Genomic DNA, 18,102 nt, shown 5'->3' with positions numbered 1-18,102 from the left:
AGGAAAGGTTCACGAGGAAAGGGTCTTGCTGACCCAAGCATCGCGGACAGTGACGCCCTGGAGCAGCGCCAACAACCGTACGGCTGCCTTTCACGCACCTCATGACAGCTGCCCGTCTATCTGCACTCGACTGTTGACGGCGAACCCGATACCGCTGACCGCTCAGAACCGGATCAGTTGATGGAGATGGGCATGCTCGGCAAGTTTGAGGATCATGCGAGGGAAATCCTGGCGCAGATCGAGGCCGATGGCCTTTACAAGCGCGAGCGCCAGATAACCAGCGCACAGGATGGGCGCATCAGCTTCAAGAGCGAGCACGGAGAGCGCCAGGCGATCAATCTGTGCGCCAATAACTATCTCGGCCTCGCGAACCATCCCGAGATTGCGGCTGCGGCCAAGGCGGGCATGGACTCCCACGGCTACGGAATGGCCTCGGTGCGCTTTATCTGCGGCACGCAAGACCTTCATCGTGCGCTGGAGCGGCGCATTGCAGATTACCTGGAAAAAGATGACGCGATTCTCTTCGCCGCGTGTTTCGACGCCAACGGCGCGATCTTCGAGACGCTGCTTGAGGCGGAGGATGCAGTCATTTCCGATTCCCTGAACCATGCTTCCATCATCGACGGCGTTCGCCTGTCGAAGGCGAAGCGCTTCCGGTACGCCAACAACGACATGGATGAGCTCGAAGCGCGGCTGAAGGAAGCGGACGCTGCCGGCGCTCGGTTCAAGCTCATCGTGACTGACGGGGTCTTCTCGATGGATGGCCACGTCGCGCAGTTGCCGGAGATGGCGGATCTGGCGGAACGCTATGGCGCGATGGTCGTCGTCGACGATTGCCACGCTACCGGCCATCTCGGTGAAGGAGGGCGCGGCACGCCGACACTCACCGGCGCCGGTAGTAAGGTCGACATCATCACGGGGACGCTCGGCAAGACCCTCGGCGGCGCGATGGGCGGGTTCATCACGGGGCCGCAGGCGGTGATCGATCTCCTGCGCCAGCGGGCTCGTCCCTACCTGTTCTCAAATGCTCTCTCGCCTGCTCTGACTGCCGGAGCCCTGAAGGCCGTCGACCTGGCGGAGCAGGCAGACGATCTGCGCGAAAAGTTACAGCGGCTCAGCAAGAAGTTTCGTCAAGGCCTTGAGGATGCTGGGTTCACGCTGATCCCAGGCCGCACGCCGATTATTCCGGTGATGCTCGAGGAGGCCGAGTTGGCGCAGCGCATGGCGCAGGAGCTCGACAGGCGAGGCGTCTTCGTTGCCGGCTTCTTCTATCCGGTGGTGCCAAAGGGCAGGGCGCGTATCCGCACGCAGATGTCTGCCGCCCTTTCCGAGACGGACGTCGATGCCGCGCTTGATGCGTTTGTCGATGCCGGCAAAGCCCTCAAGGTCATCTAGGAGCGCTTGTCATGCGTGCATTGGTCAAAGCAAAGCCCGAGCAGGGCATCTGGATGGAAGAGCGTGCCCGGCCCGAAATCGGACCCAAGGAAGTCCTGGTGCGGGTCCACAAGACCGGCATCTGCGGAACCGACGTGCACATCTACAAATGGGACGCTTGGGCCCAGAACACCGTGCCGGTGCCGATGGTCGTCGGACACGAGTTTGCCGGAGAGATCGTCGAGGTCGGCAGCGACGTCAAAGACCTGGCCATAGGGCAGCGTGTGTCCGGAGAAGGGCATGTGGTGGGAATGAACAGTCGCGCCAGCCGTGCGGGCAAGTTTCATCTCGATCCTGAAACGCGCGGTATCGGTGTCAATCTGCCCGGAGCCTTTGCCGAGTATCTCGCTCTCCCGGCCTTTAATGCGGTGCCTTTGCCCGACAGCATCGACGATGAACTCGGCGCAATTCTCGATCCTCTGGGCAATGCTGTTCACACGGCCCTCGCGTTCGACATCGTCGGCGAGGACGTGCTGATTACCGGTGCCGGGCCGATCGGCATCATGGGCGCGGCTGTCGCGCGGCATGTCGGGGCGCGTCATGTGGTGATTACAGACGTCAATCCGCAGCGGCTGGAGCTGGCGGGCAAAGTGGCAGACGTGGTGCCGGTGAATGTTGCGGAGACAGAGCTGCGTGACGTCATGAGCCGGCTCGGGATGAAAGAGGGGTTTGACGTCGGGCTCGAAATGAGCGGCGCACCTGCCGCGCTCGACGAGATGATCGCTCACACCGTCATGGGCGGTCGCATCGCGCTACTAGGCATCCCCGCGCAACCTTTCCCATTCGATCTCGGCAAAGTGGTGTTCCGGATGATTACCCTCAAGGGTATTTACGGGCGCGAGATGTTCGAGACCTGGCACAAGATGTTGGCGATGCTGGAAAGCGGCCTCGACATACGTGGTGTCATCACCAGCCGCATGCCGGCAGCTGACTACCAGAAAGCCTTCGAATCGGCTGCGGCTGGTGGCGAAGGAAAGATCGTTCTCGATTGGCAATGATCGGCGGACGCCTGAGCGGCGTTGAAGGTGAGAGCCAACTCAATAGGAGGCCAGCATGGTCCTGATAATTCTCCTCGTTCTGCTTCTGCTCATGGTGCAGGCGTTCCTTCCTGCCAAATATCTCACCGATCAGGTGGGGCCGGAAAAGCAGATGGGCCCGCGCGACGACCTCCCACAGCCGTCCCCCGAGTTGCATCGCGCCCAGAACGCCCTCCGCAATTTGCAGGAGACGCTACCGATCTTTCTGACGTTGGCAGTGCTCGGCATCGTACTTGACGCAGTGACGATCATCAGCCTCGCTGGTGCCGTGCTTTATCTGCTTGCAAGGGTGGCGCATCTTGTCTGCTACCTGCGTGCCCTGAGCCCGTGGCGCTCGGTTGCGTTTGGCATTTCACTGCTCGGTCTGATTGCGATGGTGATTCCGCTGCTTTGGCATCTGTGGTAGTGGAGAAACAGGGATAAGGCCTTGCACAGCGCGGGCTTTGGCTTTAGACAGCATTCGGCCTGAAGGGGTGTAGCTCAGTTGGTAGAGCATCGGTCTCCAAAACCGAGGGCCGTGGGTTCGAGTCCCTCCGCCCCTGCCAGGCCTAAAGTCTTCCGAAACTGTTGACCTCTCGAGCACCGGTAGGCTTTAGCCGGTGCCATATGCTGATATTATGGCGTCAACAGTGTCCTCCACCGTCATCTGCGAAGTATCCAGCCACAGCCCGTCTCGGGGCGTTAGCTGTTGAAGCGCCTTAGATAGCACGCTGGCTGGGAAACCTTCGTTGTATCCTGTCTTGCTTCGCTGCTGATCTCGCCGCGACAGGACTTCGACAGTGGGGTTGAGAACCACCACACGCGGTTGAAGATCGGACAGCTCATGCGTGATGCGGATGAGGTCTTCGCCGATCAATATGTCCTGGTAAACGGTAGTGAAACCGGCGCCGACAAAGCGGCGCACGGTATCCATGGCGATGTCCTGCCTCAAACGCAGCTGCGAAACTGCCTCGGCGTCGAGCACGGGACCCATCACAGCCCGGCCTCTCGCGATCATGTGCAGGAACGCATCGCCGCCGACATGGGCGGCCCTGTCGTATCGCTCGACCAGCGCTCGCGCCACGGTGGACTTACCCGCCGCCATGGCTCCAGTGATGATGTATAGGCCAGCCATCGCATACCACGCATCTAGTGGTGCTGAATGTCACTTCCTTAAGGGCACGCCAGCTGCATGAGCGGCCGGCGTAGCCCAGCAATGAAAACTCAGGCCGATTGCCCTGCAAGCTTCGAGAACAGCTCATCATAAGCTTGGCGGGACAACGGCAGTTCAACTGGAGCCCCGGTGTGGCTGGACAGGATCAGAGCGTTCGCCAGTTCCAGCGACTGCCGCCCGCTTGCGCCGTCTGCCACCAATGCGGTGCCGTTCTGGATCGCATCATGCAGATTGCGGTAGATTTCACGGTGATTGCCTTCGCCGTCGAGCGGCTTGATCGCAACGTCATCTGCAGAAAGCTTCGGCATGGCTTCATCGCTGGTCTTGGCGATCTCGGCGAAGTCCGGCGATAGCCGCCGATGCGTCAGTTCACTGTCGATGATCTGAACTGAGCCGGCCGAGCCAACGATCTCGAAGCGCTCTGAGCGGCCTGCTTCAGCAGTGGTGATGTGGAGCGATCCGAGCATGCCGTTGGGCCATTCGCAGATGGCATGCACGGTGTCTTCGGTTTCGATGTTATGCAGAACGGTGCGGGTCCAGGCGAAAACCCGCGCAGGCAAACCGAACAGATGGCAGATGAGATCAAGATTATGGGGCGCTTGATTCATCAAAACGCCGCCGCCTTCGCCCTTCCACGTGCCGCGCCAGCCGCCGCCCGCGTAATATTTCGCGGTGCGTGGCCACGCCGCCACCATGTCCACGTGCTGTAGCTTGCCAAGCTCGCCGGACTGAATCAGCTGCTGGATGGCGCGAATGTCGCCGCGGGTGCGATGCTGGAAGTTGATGGCCAGCAGCTTGCCGTTTCGCTCGGCAGCTTCAACCATTGCGTCCGCTTCCGAGGCGCGGACCGCCATCGGTTTTTCAACCAGCACATGCGCACCAGCGTCGAGCGCATCAATAGTGAGCGAGGCGTGGAATGGGTGCGGTGCGAGGATCACCACCACATCCGGTTTGGCCTCTGCGAGAAGTGCATGGTGGTCGGCAAAGAAAGGAACGCCCAGTTCTTCGGCACGCGCAGAACCGATTTCCTGGTTCACATCAGTGACACCCACCAATTCGGCTGTGTCCAGTTCCAGACCCGGGCGGTGCCCGCCGAGAATGCTGGCGCCAACACCTATGATTGCGTGACGGAGCGTGGCCATATCTTGCCTCTTGACGTTTTTGGCGCAGACGTGCTGCGCGCGAGTTTTTTCGAGTTTGATCGCGAGGAAGGTGCGCCTCGCTTCGGATGGTGGAATGCTGATAGCACCTCAAGGTCCGCTTGTGAGCAGGTGCAGCTAAAAAACATGCCGACGTTGACGGCCCGACAGCAAAAAGCCCCCTCAAGCGGAACTTGAGGGGGCTTTGAGAATTCGTTGGCTCGTTTAGCGGCCGCGTCCGCGAGACTGATTGTTCTGGCGTCCGTTGCCTTTTGCCATGCCGGCGGCTTGGCCGAACTTTGTTCCGCCAACCTGATCACCGGTGCTCATATGCTTGAGGCGCCCGGCCTGACGGTCCTTGTTGCTCATCTTAGCCTCCTGGGTTCTGTTCGTCACAGGAATGGCCGAGACGAGCGCCTGGTTCCCTCGGCGATCTCAGGAAGCAGAAACTACTTCTCTTTTTTGTCTTCGCGAGAATGTGCAGGACGTAAAATGGGAAGTGTCACACCGCTGTCTGTGTGGTTTCCCTCCATCTGGTCACGGTAGTTCTGCAAGGTGGCAATAAGCGTGTCTAGGCTATCCGGGCCAAACTCGCTGGTCGCCACGGACTCGCCATCGACGCTCATGCGGATTTGCAAGCGCCGTGGACTGGTCAATTTGAAATGCAGGCCGGTTCTAGCCATTGGGCGCCCCCTCAGCGCGCCGCATACAAACACTTGAACTCTGCGGTGTCTACGGCCCTACATCACTAAGTTGCGCGGGGCACTACACATTATCGACTTAGGTAAACTTGCTAAGTTAATGTCCCAGCGCGGGATCATCGATCGAGACCCGGCCGTGGAAGCGCGTCGAAACGACGTTGTATCTGCAAGCGATCTAGCCGCTGGTCCAGCTGGTCGAATTGTGACCGTTCGTCCGTTCTGCGGACGCGATCACCTAGCTCATTATTAAGGCAAATGATCGTTTGGCGTTGATTGGTCAGATAATTAGAGCTGGCGTTGTCGGCTAACGCGACACATCTTGCCTGAACGGCTGTCGTCCCGATTAGCCCAAGCCATAAGACGCAGGCTGCGCGTCTCAGGTATTTGTCCATCCCAACCTTCTTCATTGTTTCCAACTCGAGCACAATTGGAACTCTAGCGACAACGCGCTATCAGTCCAACGGTTCATGTCGGTCGGCAATAGGCATGTTGCAGATCCATCGTAGAGTCCAAAAATGCATGAGCCTGAGCGCCCAGGTGTTGCAATCCCGCTCCAAAGCTTCTAGATACGCATCTCCGAGCCGTGCGGGCATACCGCGCGGCCTTTAGTTTTGCTCACAGCACAAGAGTCGATTCGCGGATGGCCCGAACGAACCCGATTACATTTCTCCAGCAGGTTCGTCAGGAAGTCTCCAAGGTTACCTGGCCGGGGCGGAGTGAGGTTTTGATATCCACGGTGATGGTTATCATCCTTGTGATCCTCGCGAGTCTTTTCTTTCTGGCGGCGGATCAGGTGATTTCCTGGTTTGTCTCGCTGCTGCTGTCGATCCGCTAGTCGGACCACTGAGAATTAGGAGCGGCGAGCCGCATGGCCAAGCGCTGGTATATTGTTCAGGCGTACTCGAATTTCGAGCGCAAGGTGGCGGAAGACATCCGCCAGAAGGTTGCGCAGAAGAAGCTTGAGGATCTTTTCGAGGACGTCATCGTCCCGACCGAAAAGGTCGTCGAGGTGCGTCGTGGCCGCAAGGTCGATGCCGAGCGCAAGTTCTTCCCTGGCTACGTGCTGGTGAAGATGGACATGACCGATCAGGCATTCCACCTGATCAAGAATACGCCGAAGGTTACGGGGTTCCTCGGTGCCGACAACAAGCCGATGCCGATCTCCGAGGCTGAAGCAATGTCGATCCTGCAGCAGGTGCAGGAAGGCGTCGATCGGCCAAAGCCGTCGATCAGCTTCGAGGTGGGAGAAAGCGTGCGTGTGGCCGACGGGCCGTTTGCCAGCTTCAATGGCGTCGTCGAGGAAGTCGATGAGGAGCGTTCGCGCCTCAAGGTAGAAGTTTCCATCTTTGGCCGGCCGACGCCGGTGGAGCTGGAATACGGTCAGGTCGAAAAGGTCTGATCTGCCGGGCCAACTGGCTCGGCGAAATCTGTGGGAGTAGGTGGCAATCGCCAGTTGCCTGACCCTGCGAACCACAGCGTCAACTGTCCGGTAGAGCCGGACACAGCGTCCCAAGCGGGACATTGAAAGGACGAACATGGCAAAGAAGATTACGGGCTATATTAAGCTCCAGGTGCCGGCTGGCTCAGCGACGCCGTCGCCCCCGATTGGTCCTGCGCTCGGTCAGCGTGGCCTGAACATCATGGAATTCTGCAAGGCGTTCAATGCCGCCACGCAGGAGCTGGAAAAAGGCTCGCCGATTCCGACCGTCATCACCGCCTACGCCGACAAGAGCTTCACCTTCACGATGAAGCAGCCGCCGGTGACCTTCTTTATCAAGAAGGCGATGAACCTGAAGTCCGGCTCGAAGACCCCGGGCAAGGAATCCGCCGGCACCATCACTGAAGCTCAGCTTCGTGATATCGCCGAGAAGAAGATGAAAGATCTTAACGCGGATACCGTGGAAGGCGCGATGTCGATGATCGCCGGTTCCGCGCGCTCCATGGGCATTCAGGTCGAGGGCTGAGACGATGGCAAAGATTGCAAAGAAGCAAGCCGCAGCGCGTGAAGGCATCGATCGCAAGAAGCTTTACCAGCTCGATGAAGCCATCAAGATGGTGAAGGATCGCGCCTCGGCGAAGTTCGACGAGACCTTTGAAGTGGCGATCAATCTCGGTGTTGACCCGCGCCACGCAGACCAGATGGTCCGCGGCGTCGTCAACCTGCCGAACGGTACCGGCCGCACGGTGCGCGTTGCCGTTTTCGCCAAGGATGCCAAGGCTGAAGAAGCCCGCGCCGCTGGTGCTGACGTCGTCGGTGCCGACGATCTCGCAGAGCAGGTTCAGGCCGGCAACATCAACTTCGATCGTTGTATTGCAACGCCGGACATGATGCCGCTGGTTGGCCGTCTTGGTAAGATCCTCGGCCCGCGCAACCTGATGCCAAACCCGAAGGTCGGCACGGTGACCCCAGATGTTACGGCCGCGGTCAAGGCCGCCAAGGGTGGTGCAGTCGAGTACCGCGTCGAGAAGGCCGGTATCCTGCATGCAGGCGTTGGCAAGGTGTCTTTCTCGGAAGATGCACTGCGCGAGAACATCAAGGCGTTTACGGACGCCGTTCAGAAGTCGAAGCCGGCAGGCGCCAAGGGCACGTATGTGCGCCGCGTGTCTGTGTCCTCGACGATGGGCCCTGGCGTCCACGTCGATCCGTCTTCGGCTGTTTGATTTAAGTTTCCGGGTGCGGTTCTGCCGTGCCCGGTAAACCCGATCCGGCTTCGGCCGGGACGGGCAAGACCTGTCCGAGACTGCCGGTGCGCTGCAATTTGGTAGCGTTTAATTCCGCAAGGAGCCTGCACAGATGGGGTGAGACCGAATTCCGCCGTTGGCGGTGGTTCGGTTCGAACCAGGCCAATTGTCCCGCTGGGGCGATGGTTGACAGGCACTAACCGTTGCTTCCCGCAGGGAAGCGACAATTGGCAATGGTCCGGTGGCTCGTCCGCCGGGCTGGAAGTGGAGACTAGCATTGGAAAGAGCGGAGAAGGTTGAAGCCGTCGCGATGCTCCAGCAGGCCCTGGGCCAGGCTGGGTCTATCGTCGTCGCGCACAACACCGGTCTGTCCGTGGCTGAACTGACTGACTTGCGCGTGCAGGTCAAGCAGGCAGGCGGGCAGCTCAAAGTCGCCAAGAACCGCCTCGTCAAGCTCGCTCTCAAGCAAACCGAGACCGCGGACATCGCGGACCTGTTCACAGGTCCGACGGTGATTGCCTATGCGGAAGACCCTGTGGTGGCGCCGAAGATCGTCGCCAAGTTCGCCGAGAAGAACCAGAAATATGTGGTTCTCGGCGGTGCCATGGGTGAAACCGCGCTTGACGCCGATCGCGTCAAGGCACTCGCCACGATGCCCTCGCTCGACGAACTGCGTGCGACCCTCGCCGGAATGCTCAAGCAGCCGGCACAGCGCATTGCAACCGTCGCGCAGGCACCGGGTGCGCAGATCGCACGCGTGTTGTCCGCCTATGCGGAAAAGGGCGCTGCCTAAGAGGCACTCCGAAGTCCCAAGGGGCTTCGTCCACTGTTCGAACCGAAACACATTGAAAGAGAAGTACCGAAATGGCTGATCTCGAAAAGCTCGTTGAAGATCTGTCCGCTCTGACCGTCCTGGAGGCTTCCGAGCTCTCCAAGATGCTCGAAGAGAAGTGGGGCGTTTCCGCCGCCGCTCCGGTCGCTGTTGCTGCTGGTGGCGCTGCTGCTGCCGATGCTCCGGCTGCCGAAGAAAAGACTGAATTCGATGTCATTCTTGCGTCGTTTGGCGACAACAAGATCAACGTCATCAAGGAAGTCCGCGGCATCACCGGTCTGGGTCTCGGCGAAGCCAAGGCACTCGTCGAAGGCGCTCCGAAGGCTGTCAAGGAAGGCATTTCCAAGGCAGAAGCCGAAGACATCCAGAAGAAGCTGGAAGCTGCCGGCGCAAAGGTCGAACTCAAGTAGTTCGTCAAAAGTTCGTGTTCCGGGGTGGCGCTCAGGTGCCATCCCGGCCTAACCCTTGGAACGGGGTACTGCCACTTTGGTGGCAATGAGTTGCGGATCATCACAGAGTATTCGAGCCGAAGCGCGGATTCCGCCTTCGGCAAATCGTGTCTAGGATGATCCCGTGCAGGGCACATGTCCCGATATTCGACGGCTGATTGTCGGATCTTTGGACATTTGCCTCCGAGACATATTCGCAAGAAACAGGAGCTTTCATGGCTACCACGTTCAACGGACGCCGCAAGGTCCGCAAATCCTTCGGCTCCATTCGCGAAGTCACGGAGATGCCAAACCTGATCGAGGTCCAGAAGGCCTCTTACGATCAGTTCCTCTTGGTGGATGAGCCTCAGCAGGGTCGTCCCGAGGAAGGGCTTCAGGCCGTCTTCAAGTCCGTTTTCCCGATCACCGATTTCTCGAACACTGCGTCGCTCGAGTTCGTGCGCTATGAGTTCGAGCAGCCGAAGTACGACGTCGACGAATGCCGGCAGCGCGACATGACGTTCGCTGCGCCGCTGAAGGTGACGTTGCGGCTGATCGTGTTCGAAGTCGACGAGGAGACCGGTGCGCGCTCCGTCAAGGACATCAAGGAGCAGGACGTCTATATGGGCGACATGCCCTTCATGACGGCCAACGGCACCTTCATCGTCAACGGCACCGAGCGTGTTATCGTCTCGCAGATGCACCGTTCACCTGGTGTGTTCTTCGATCACGACAAGGGCAAGTCGCACTCGTCGGGCAAGCTGTTGTTTGCCGGCCGCATCATTCCGTACCGCGGTTCCTGGCTCGATCTAGAGTTCGACGCCAAGGACATCGTTTATGCGCGTATCGATCGGCGCCGGAAGATCCCGGTAACCTCGCTGCTAAAGGCGCTCGGAATGGATGCCGAGGAAATCCTCGACACCTATTATGAGAAGCTGACCTACGAGAAGGCCGAGAACGGCTGGCGCAAGCCCTACGACGCCGAGAAGATGAAGGGCGCGAAGCCGCTTCAGGATCTGATCGACGCGAATACTGGCGACGTTGTCCACGAAGGTGGCAAGAAGCTGTCGGCCCGGCAGGCGAAGAAGCTCGCCGAGAATGGCCTGACGCATCTTCTCACCACGGAAGACGATTTGTACGGCACGTATCTCGCAGAGGATATTGTCAACCTGCAGACCGGCGAAGTTTACGCCGAAGCCGGTGACGAGATCGACGAGAAGCTGCTGAACAAGCTGGTCGAGAATGGCTTCGACGAGTTGCCGATCCTCGATATTGATCACATCAATATCGGTGCGTATCTGCGCAACACGCTCGCGATGGACAAGAACGAAAGCCGTGAAGACGCGCTGTTCGATATCTATCGCGTAATGCGTCCGGGTGAGCCGCCGACGGTCGAGACCGCCGAGGCGATGTTCCATTCGCTGTTCTTCGACTCAGAGCGTTACGATCTCAGCGCCGTCGGCCGCGTGAAGATGAACATGCGCCTCGAACTCGATGCGCCGGACACCATGCGGGTCCTCCGCAAGGAAGACATCGTCGAGGTGCTGCGTACGCTTGTCGATCTGCGTGATGGTCGTGGCGAAATCGATGACATCGACAACCTTGGCAACCGCCGCGTGCGTTCGGTCGGCGAGCTGATGGAAAACTCCTATCGGCTGGGCCTGCTGCGCATGGAACGGGCGATCAAGGAGCGCATGTCTTCGGTCGAGATCGACACCGTCATGCCGCAGGATCTGATCAACGCCAAGCCGGCGGCCGCAGCCGTTCGCGAGTTCTTCGGGTCTTCGCAGCTTTCGCAGTTCATGGACCAGACCAACCCGCTGGGCGAAATCACCCACAAGCGTCGCCTGTCGGCGCTTGGCCCGGGCGGCCTGACTCGTGAACGTGCAGGCTTCGAGGTGCGCGACGTGCACCCGACGCACTACGGCCGTATCTGCCCGATTGAAACGCCTGAAGGCCCGAATATCGGCCTGATCAACTCGCTGTCGACGTTTGCCCGCGTCAACAAGTACGGCTTCATCGAAACCCCGTACCGCAAGATCGTCAACGGCAAGCTTACCGACGAAGTCGTTTACCTCTCGGCGATGGAAGAGGCGAAGCACTACGTGGCCCAGGCCAATGCGGAGTTCACGGAAGATGGTGAGCTGGCGCATGAAATGGTCACCGCGCGTCACTCCGGCGAAGTCATGCTGACGACCAAGGATACGGTCGACCTCATGGACGTGAGCCCGAAGCAGCTGGTTTCAGTTGCTGCCTCGCTCATCCCCTTCCTTGAGAACGACGACGCCAACCGCGCGCTGATGGGTTCGAACATGCAGCGTCAGGCTGTTCCGCTTCTGCGCTCGGAAGCGCCGTATGTCGGTACTGGCATGGAAGCTGTCGTGGCTCGCGACTCGGGTGCTGCAATTGGCGCCAAGCGCAAGGGCATCGTCGATCAGGTGGACGCTACACGTATCGTTATTCGGGCGACCGAAGAGACCGATGCGTCGAAGTCCGGCGTCGACATCTACAGCCTGATGAAGTTCCAGCGCTCGAACCAGTCCACCTGCATCAACCAGCGCCCGCTGGTGGTTGTCGGTGACCATGTCGAGGCAGGGGACATCATTGCTGACGGCCCGTCCACCGAACTCGGTGATCTGGCGCTCGGCCGGAACGTGCTCGTCGCGTTCATGCCGTGGAATGGGTACAACTTCGAGGACTCCATCCTGCTGTCCGAGCGGATCAGCACGAATGACGTCTTTACCTCGATCCATATCGAGGAATACGAAGTCATGGCCCGCGATACCAAGCTCGGCCCAGAGGAAATCACGCGTGACATTCCGAACGTTTCGGAAGAAGCGCTGAAGAATCTCGACGAAGCGGGTATCGTGCATATCGGTGCCGATGTTCAGGCTGGCGACATTCTCGTTGGCAAGATCACGCCGAAGGGCGAAAGCCCGATGACGCCGGAAGAAAAGCTCCTGCGCGCCATCTTCGGCGAAAAGGCGTCCGACGTCCGCGACACGTCTCTGCGTGTGCCGCCGGGTGATGCCGGCACGGTCGTTGAGGTGCGGGTGTTCAATCGCCACGGCATCGACAAGGACGAGCGTGCGATGGCGATCGAGCGCGAGGAAATCGAGCGTCTCGCCAAGGACCGTGATGACGAGCAGTCGATCCTCGACCGAAACGTCTATGCGCGTCTCAAGGAGATGCTGTTCGGCAAGGTCGCGACGACGGGTCCGAAGGGCTTCGTTGCCGGCACCAAGCTCAACGACCAGATGTTCGAAGCACAGCCACGCTCCAAGTGGTGGCAGTTTGCTGTCGAGGACGACAAGGTCATGAGCGAGATGGAGGCATTGCACGCGCAGTATGACGAGAGCCGCAAGCTTCTCGAGCAGCGCTTCATCGATAAGGTCGACAAGCTTCAGCGCGGTGACGAACTTCCGCCGGGCGTGATGAAGATGGTCAAGGTCTTCGTCGCAACCAAGCGCAAGATCCAGCCAGGCGACAAGATGGCTGGCCGTCACGGCAACAAGGGCGTGGTTTCGCGCATCGTGCCTGTCGAGGACATGCCGTATCTCGAAGACGGCACCTCGGTCGATATCGTGCTCAATCCGCTGGGCGTGCCTTCGCGCATGAACGTCGGACAGATCCTCGAGACGCACCTCGGCTGGGCCTGTGCCGGCATGGGCCGCAAGATCGACAAGATGATGCGTGCCTACCAGGCCAACGGTGATCTCAGCCCGATCAAGAGCGAAATCACCGAGCTGTTCGCGAACGACGAGACGATCACCGACCTTGATGACGATGGCATTGTCCGCCTCGGCGAGCATCTGTCGAAGGGTGTGCCGATTGCCACTCCCGTGTTCGATGGCGCCAAGGAGCCGGATATCGTCGAGATGCTCGAGCGTGCGGGCCTCAAGGGGTCCGGTCAGTCGACCGTATTCGATGGGCGCACTGGTGAGCAGTTCGATCGTCAGGTGACGGTGGGCTACATCTACATGCTCAAGCTGCACCACCTGGTCGACGACAAGATCCACGCGCGTTCGATCGGTCCGTACTCGCTCGTTACCCAGCAGCCGCTGGGCGGCAAGGCGCAGTTCGGCGGACAGCGTTTCGGCGAGATGGAAGTGTGGGCTCTCGAGGCGTATGGCGCTGCCTATACGCTGCAGGAAATGCTCACTATCAAGTCGGACGACGTTGCGGGGCGCACCAAGGTCTACGAGGCGATCGTTCGCGGCGACGAGACTTTCGAAGCGGGGATACCGGAAAGCTTCAACGTTCTGGTCAAGGAGATCCGTTCGCTGGGTCTCAATGTCGAACTCGACTTGCGCGAGAACGACGAGGCCAACCAGAACGAAGAGCTGGCACCTCCTCAGGATGCGGCGGAATAAATCTGGCGCAGCCTACCCATTAACGCTTTCGTACGCCGGAGCTGAGTGCTCCGGCTGTACGGAACGAGGAGAGAAGTGATGAATCATCATTCCCACGTCATGGACCCGTTCAATTCAGCGGTTCCGGCGCAAACCTTCGATCAGATGAAGATCAACATCGCCAGCCCGGAGAAAATCCTCAGCTGGTCGTATGGCGAGATCAAAAAGCCCGAGACCATCAACTACCGTACGTTCAAGCCGGAACGCGACGGCCTGTTCTGTGCGCGCATCTTTGGGCCGGTGAAGGATTACGAGTGCCTTTGCGGCAAGTACAAGCGGATGAAGTTCAAGGGCGTCATCTGCGAGAAGTGCGGTGTTGAAGTCACGCTCAGCCGCGTGCGCCGTGAGCGCATGGGCCATATCGAGCTGGCTGCTCCGGTCGCTCATATCTGGTTCCTGAAGTCGCTGCCGAGCCGCATCGCCTTGCTGCTCGACATGACCCTGAAGGACATCGAGCGCATCCTCTACTTCGAGAACTACGTGATTCTCGATCCGGGTTTGACGCCGTTCAGCCAGAACGAGCTTCTGACTGAAGAGCAGTATATCGATGCTCAGGACGAATACGGTGCCGACAGCTTCACCGCCAAGATCGGCGCCGAAGCGATCCGCGACATCCTGATTTCGCTCGATCTCGAAAAGATCGCGGCTGATCTGCGTGTCGAGATTGCCGAGGCGACCACCGAGCTGAAGCCGAAGAAGCTGGCGAAGCGTCTCAAGATCGTCGAGCAGTTCATCGTTTCGGGCAATAAGCCTGAATGGATGATCATGACCGTCATTCCGGTCATCCCGCCCGAGTTGCGCCCGCTGGTGCCGCTCGATGGTGGCCGGTTCGCGACCTCAGATCTCAACGATCTCTATCGTCGCGTGATCAACCGCAACAACCGCCTGAAGCGCCTGATCGAACTTCGTGCGCCGGATATCATTATCCGCAACGAAAAGCGCATGCTGCAGGAAGCTGTCGACGCTCTGTTCGACAATGGTCGGCGTGGCCGCACCATCACCGGCGCCAACAAGCGTCCGCTGAAGTCGTTGTCCGACATGCTCAAGGGCAAGCAGGGCCGGTTCCGCCAGAACCTGCTTGGCAAGCGCGTCGACTATTCCGGCCGTTCGGTCATCACCGTTGGTCCGGAGCTGAAGCTGCACCAGTGCGGTCTGCCGAAGAAGATGGCGCTCGAGCTGTTCAAGCCGTTCATCTATTCGCGGCTTGAAGCCAAGGGCTTCTCATCGACTGTGAAGCAGGCGAAGAAGCTGGTCGAGAAGGAGCGTCCGGAGGTCTGGGATATCCTCGATGAGGTGATCCGCGAGCACCCGGTTCTGTTGAACCGCGCCCCGACGCTTCACCGCCTCGGCATTCAGGCGTTCGAGCCGATGCTGATCGAAGGTAAGGCGATCCGTCTGCACCCGCTCGTCTGTTCGGCCTTTAACGCCGACTTCGACGGTGACCAGATGGCCGTTCACGTTCCGCTTTCGCTGGAAGCCCAGCTGGAAGCGCGCGTGCTGATGATGTCGACGAACAACATTCTGCACCCGGCAAACGGTCAGCCGATCATCGTGCCGAGCCAGGATATCGTTCTCGGGCTCTATTATCTCTCGCTGATGAACGAGAACGAGCCGGGTGAAGGCATGGCCTTCTCCTCGATGGCAGAACTCGAGCATGCTCTCGAGAGCCGGATCGTCACCCTTCACACCAAGATCAAGGGCCGCGTCCGGGGCATCGATGAAAACGGCAATCGTTACACCGAGGTCGTGGAAACAACGCCTGGCCGCATGATCATCGGGCAATTGCTGCCCGAGAGTGCTGCCGTGCCGTTCGCCACGGCCAACCAGCTGATGACCAAGAAGATGATCTCGAAGATGATCGATACGGTCTATCGTGGCTGTGGTCAGAAGGAGACGGTGATCTTCTGTGACCGCGTCATGCAGCTTGGTTTCCGCCAGGCGGCCAAGGCCGGCATCTCGTTCGGCAAGGACGACATGGTCATCCCGCCGTCGAAGTACGAGATCGTCGATGCGGCACGTCAGCAGGTCGAGGAGTTCGAGCAGCAGTACAATGACGGCCTGATCACTCAGGGCGAAAAGTACAACAAGGTGGTCGACGCCTGGGCCAAGTGCGGCGACAAGGTTGCCGAAGAGATGATGAAGGGCATCGCGACCGTTCAGTTCGATGAAGAGACCAAGCGGCAGAAGCCGATCAACTCGGTCTATATGATGTCGCACTCGGGTGCTCGTGGTTCGCCGGCTCAGATGAAGCAGCTATCCGGTATGCGTGGTCTCATGGCCAAGCCGGATGGTTCGATCATCGAGACCCCGATTACCGCGAACTTCAAGGAAGGCCTGAACGTTCTCGAGTACTTCAACTCGACGCACGGTGCCCGTAAGGGTCTGGCCGATACCGCTCTGAAGACCGCGAACTCGGGTTACCTGACCCGTCGTCTTGTCGACGTGGCACAGGATGCGATCATCGTTTCCGAGGATTGCGGCACCGATAATGGCCTCACCATGGAGCCGATCGTCGATGCCGGGCAGGTGGTTGCGTCGCTCGGTCAGCGTGTTCTTGGTCGCACGACTGCGGATGATGTCCATCATCCGGTGTCTGGCGATATGATCGCGCCGAAGGGCACTCTTCTCGAAGAGAGCCACGTCGAGGCCATCGAATCTGCCCGCATTCAGTCGGTTCGCATCCGGTCGCCGCTCACCTGTGAGATGCGTCAGGGCTGCTGCGCCGCCTGCTACGGCCGTGACCTCGCACGTGGTACGCCGGTGAACATCGGTGAGGCTGTCGGCGTGATCGCCGCTCAGTCGATCGGTGAGCCGGGCACTCAGCTGACCATGCGTACGTTCCACATTGGTGGTACGGCGCAGGTGGTCGACACCTCGTTCCTCGAGGCTGGCGGCGAAGGCAAGGTCACCATCAAGAATGCGAACGTTGCGCGCGTCGCGGATGGCAAGCTTGTCGTCATGGCACGTAACGTGTCGCTGGTGATCACCGACTCCGAAGGGCACGAGCGTGCGTCGCACCGCGTGGCCTATGGCGCCAAGCTTCTGATCGAGGACGGCCAGGACGTCCGGCGTGGCCAGCGTCTCGCCGAATGGGACCCCTATACCCGTCCGGTGCTGGCGGAAGTCGAAGGCTCGGTGATGTTCGAGGACCTCATTGATGGTGCCTCGGTCGCCGAGACCACCGACGAGGCGACCGGCTTCACCAAGCGTCTCGTGATCGACTGGCGCACCAGCCAGCGTGGCGAGGGGCTGCGTCCGGCGCTTGCCGTTGGCCGTGATGGCCAGGCGGTCAAGCTCGATCGTGGTGGTGAAGCGCGCTATCTGCTGTCTGTCGATGCGGTGATTTCCGTTGAGCCGGGCGAGAAGGTGGCACCGGGTGATGTGCTGGCGCGTATTCCTCTGGAAAGCGCCAAGACCAAGGACATCACCGGCGGTCTGCCGCGTGTTGCCGAACTCTTCGAGGCGCGTCGTCCGAAGGACCACGCCATCATCGCAGAGATCAGCGGCACGATCCGGTTCGGACGCGACTACAAGAACAAGCGTCGCGTCATCGTCGAGCCGGTGGAGGAGGGCCAGGATCCGGTCGAGTACCTGATCCCGAAGGGCAAGCCGTTCCACCTGCAGGAAGGCGATACGATCGAGGTTGGCGAGTACATCCTCGATGGCAACCCGGCACCGCACGACATCCTTGCGATCAAGGGCGTCGAAGAGCTAGCGCGCTACCTCGTGAACGAGATTCAGGAGGTCTATCGACTGCAGGGCGTGCTGATCAACGACAAGCACATCGAGGTGATCGTTCGCCAGATGCTGCAGAAGGTCGAGATCGTCGAGCCGGGTGATACCGGTCTGCTCAAGGACGAGCAGGTGGATCGGCTGGATTTCGAGGAACTCAACGATCAGCTGATCGCTGAAGGCAAGAAGCCGGCTACGGCAACTCCGGTGCTGCTCGGCATCACCAAGGCTTCGCTGCAGACGCGCTCGTTCGTTTCGGCTGCATCGTTCCAGGAGACCACCCGCGTCCTGACCGAAGCTGCGGTCTCGGGCAAGGCGGACCTTCTGGAAGGCCTCAAGGAGAACGTCATCGTCGGCCGGTTGATCCCAGCGGGTACGGGTGCGGGCATCGCCTCGGCCAAGCAGATCGCCACCAAGCGCGACGATCTGATCCTCGAGGAGCGGCGCCGGCAGGCATCGACTGCCAAGATCGCCGGACCGGGGGCAGGGGTCTTCGAAGATACGCCTGCTGAGTAAAATCGGCTCAGGAAGACAAAGAAGAAGGGGCGCCTG

Annotated in this window: 15 protein-coding genes and 1 tRNA gene; 12 read left to right on the top strand and 4 right to left on the bottom strand. The window is 59.8% G+C overall.

Annotated elements, in window-relative coordinates:
• The first annotated feature begins 192 nt into the window (after window positions 1-192).
• From IE127_RS02310 to IE127_RS02295, 4 genes are all read left to right on the top strand, one after another.
• Entirely contained in the window at window positions 193-1,395 is a 1,203-nt protein-coding gene (locus IE127_RS02310; protein ID WP_189422950.1) for a glycine C-acetyltransferase, read from the top strand.
• An 11-nt stretch (window positions 1,396-1,406) separates the two neighbouring features.
• Window positions 1,407-2,432, top strand: coding sequence for an L-threonine 3-dehydrogenase (gene tdh / locus IE127_RS02305; RefSeq protein ID WP_189422948.1), 1,026 nt, complete (start codon window positions 1,407-1,409; stop codon window positions 2,430-2,432).
• Window positions 2,433-2,487: 55 nt separating this feature from the next.
• Window positions 2,488-2,877 (top strand): MAPEG family protein, encoded by a 390-nt coding sequence (locus tag IE127_RS02300; protein WP_189422946.1) that lies wholly within the window; start codon window positions 2,488-2,490, stop codon window positions 2,875-2,877.
• A 63-nt stretch (window positions 2,878-2,940) separates the two neighbouring features.
• Window positions 2,941-3,016: transfer RNA gene (locus IE127_RS02295), tRNA-Trp, on the top strand.
• A 47-nt stretch (window positions 3,017-3,063) separates the two neighbouring features.
• Here IE127_RS02295 and IE127_RS02290 read toward each other — a convergent pair.
• The 4 genes from IE127_RS02290 to IE127_RS02275 all read right to left on the bottom strand — a co-directional run bounded on the left by IE127_RS02290 (window position 3,064) and on the right by IE127_RS02275 (window position 5,446).
• Window positions 3,064-3,585, bottom strand: coding sequence for an AAA family ATPase (locus IE127_RS02290; RefSeq protein ID WP_189422944.1), 522 nt, complete (start codon window positions 3,583-3,585; stop codon window positions 3,064-3,066).
• 89 nt (window positions 3,586-3,674) lie between these two features.
• On the bottom strand, window positions 3,675-4,766 hold the full coding sequence (locus IE127_RS02285; protein WP_189422942.1) for a Gfo/Idh/MocA family protein: 1,092 nt from the start codon (window positions 4,764-4,766) through the stop codon (window positions 3,675-3,677).
• Window positions 4,767-4,988: 222 nt separating this feature from the next.
• Window positions 4,989-5,132, bottom strand: coding sequence for a hypothetical protein (locus tag IE127_RS02280; protein WP_189422940.1), 144 nt, complete (start codon window positions 5,130-5,132; stop codon window positions 4,989-4,991).
• 80 nt (window positions 5,133-5,212) lie between these two features.
• Window positions 5,213-5,446 (bottom strand): hypothetical protein, encoded by a 234-nt coding sequence (locus IE127_RS02275; protein WP_189422939.1) that lies wholly within the window; start codon window positions 5,444-5,446, stop codon window positions 5,213-5,215.
• A gap of 658 nt (window positions 5,447-6,104) precedes the next feature.
• On the opposite strand from IE127_RS02275, the gene secE reads away from it, so the two are divergent.
• From secE to rpoC, 8 genes are all read left to right on the top strand, one after another.
• Window positions 6,105-6,299 carry a preprotein translocase subunit SecE gene (gene secE, locus IE127_RS02270; RefSeq protein ID WP_189422938.1) on the top strand — a complete coding sequence of 65 codons (195 nt, stop codon included), beginning with the start codon at window positions 6,105-6,107 and terminating at the stop codon, window positions 6,297-6,299.
• A gap of 33 nt (window positions 6,300-6,332) precedes the next feature.
• On the top strand, window positions 6,333-6,863 hold the full coding sequence (nusG, locus tag IE127_RS02265) for a transcription termination/antitermination protein NusG (protein WP_189422937.1): 531 nt from the start codon (window positions 6,333-6,335) through the stop codon (window positions 6,861-6,863).
• A gap of 136 nt (window positions 6,864-6,999) precedes the next feature.
• Window positions 7,000-7,428: a 50S ribosomal protein L11 gene (gene rplK, locus IE127_RS02260; RefSeq protein ID WP_189422936.1), complete on the top strand. Its 429-nt coding sequence runs from the start codon at window positions 7,000-7,002 to the stop codon at window positions 7,426-7,428.
• A gap of 4 nt (window positions 7,429-7,432) precedes the next feature.
• Window positions 7,433-8,125, top strand: a complete 693-nt coding sequence (rplA, locus tag IE127_RS02255; RefSeq protein ID WP_189422935.1) for a 50S ribosomal protein L1 — start codon at window positions 7,433-7,435, stop codon at window positions 8,123-8,125.
• 298 nt (window positions 8,126-8,423) lie between these two features.
• Entirely contained in the window at window positions 8,424-8,939 is a 516-nt protein-coding gene (gene rplJ, locus IE127_RS02250; protein WP_189422934.1) for a 50S ribosomal protein L10, read from the top strand.
• Window positions 8,940-9,010: 71 nt separating this feature from the next.
• On the top strand, window positions 9,011-9,388 hold the full coding sequence (gene rplL / locus IE127_RS02245) for a 50S ribosomal protein L7/L12 (protein WP_189422933.1): 378 nt from the start codon (window positions 9,011-9,013) through the stop codon (window positions 9,386-9,388).
• A 254-nt stretch (window positions 9,389-9,642) separates the two neighbouring features.
• Window positions 9,643-13,779: a DNA-directed RNA polymerase subunit beta gene (gene rpoB, locus IE127_RS02240; RefSeq protein WP_189422932.1), complete on the top strand. Its 4,137-nt coding sequence runs from the start codon at window positions 9,643-9,645 to the stop codon at window positions 13,777-13,779.
• 78 nt (window positions 13,780-13,857) lie between these two features.
• A complete protein-coding gene (gene rpoC, locus IE127_RS02235; protein ID WP_189422930.1) occupies window positions 13,858-18,066 on the top strand; it encodes a DNA-directed RNA polymerase subunit beta' in 4,209 nt (1,402 codons plus the stop codon).
• Window positions 18,067-18,102 lie beyond the last annotated feature (36 nt).

Source organism: Devosia pacifica, assembly GCF_014652635.1.
In the GTDB taxonomy this organism is placed as follows: domain Bacteria; phylum Pseudomonadota; class Alphaproteobacteria; order Rhizobiales; family Devosiaceae; genus Devosia; species Devosia pacifica.
The sequence above is the reverse complement of the archived record's forward strand: the minus strand, read 5'-3'. Positions and strand labels throughout refer to the sequence as shown.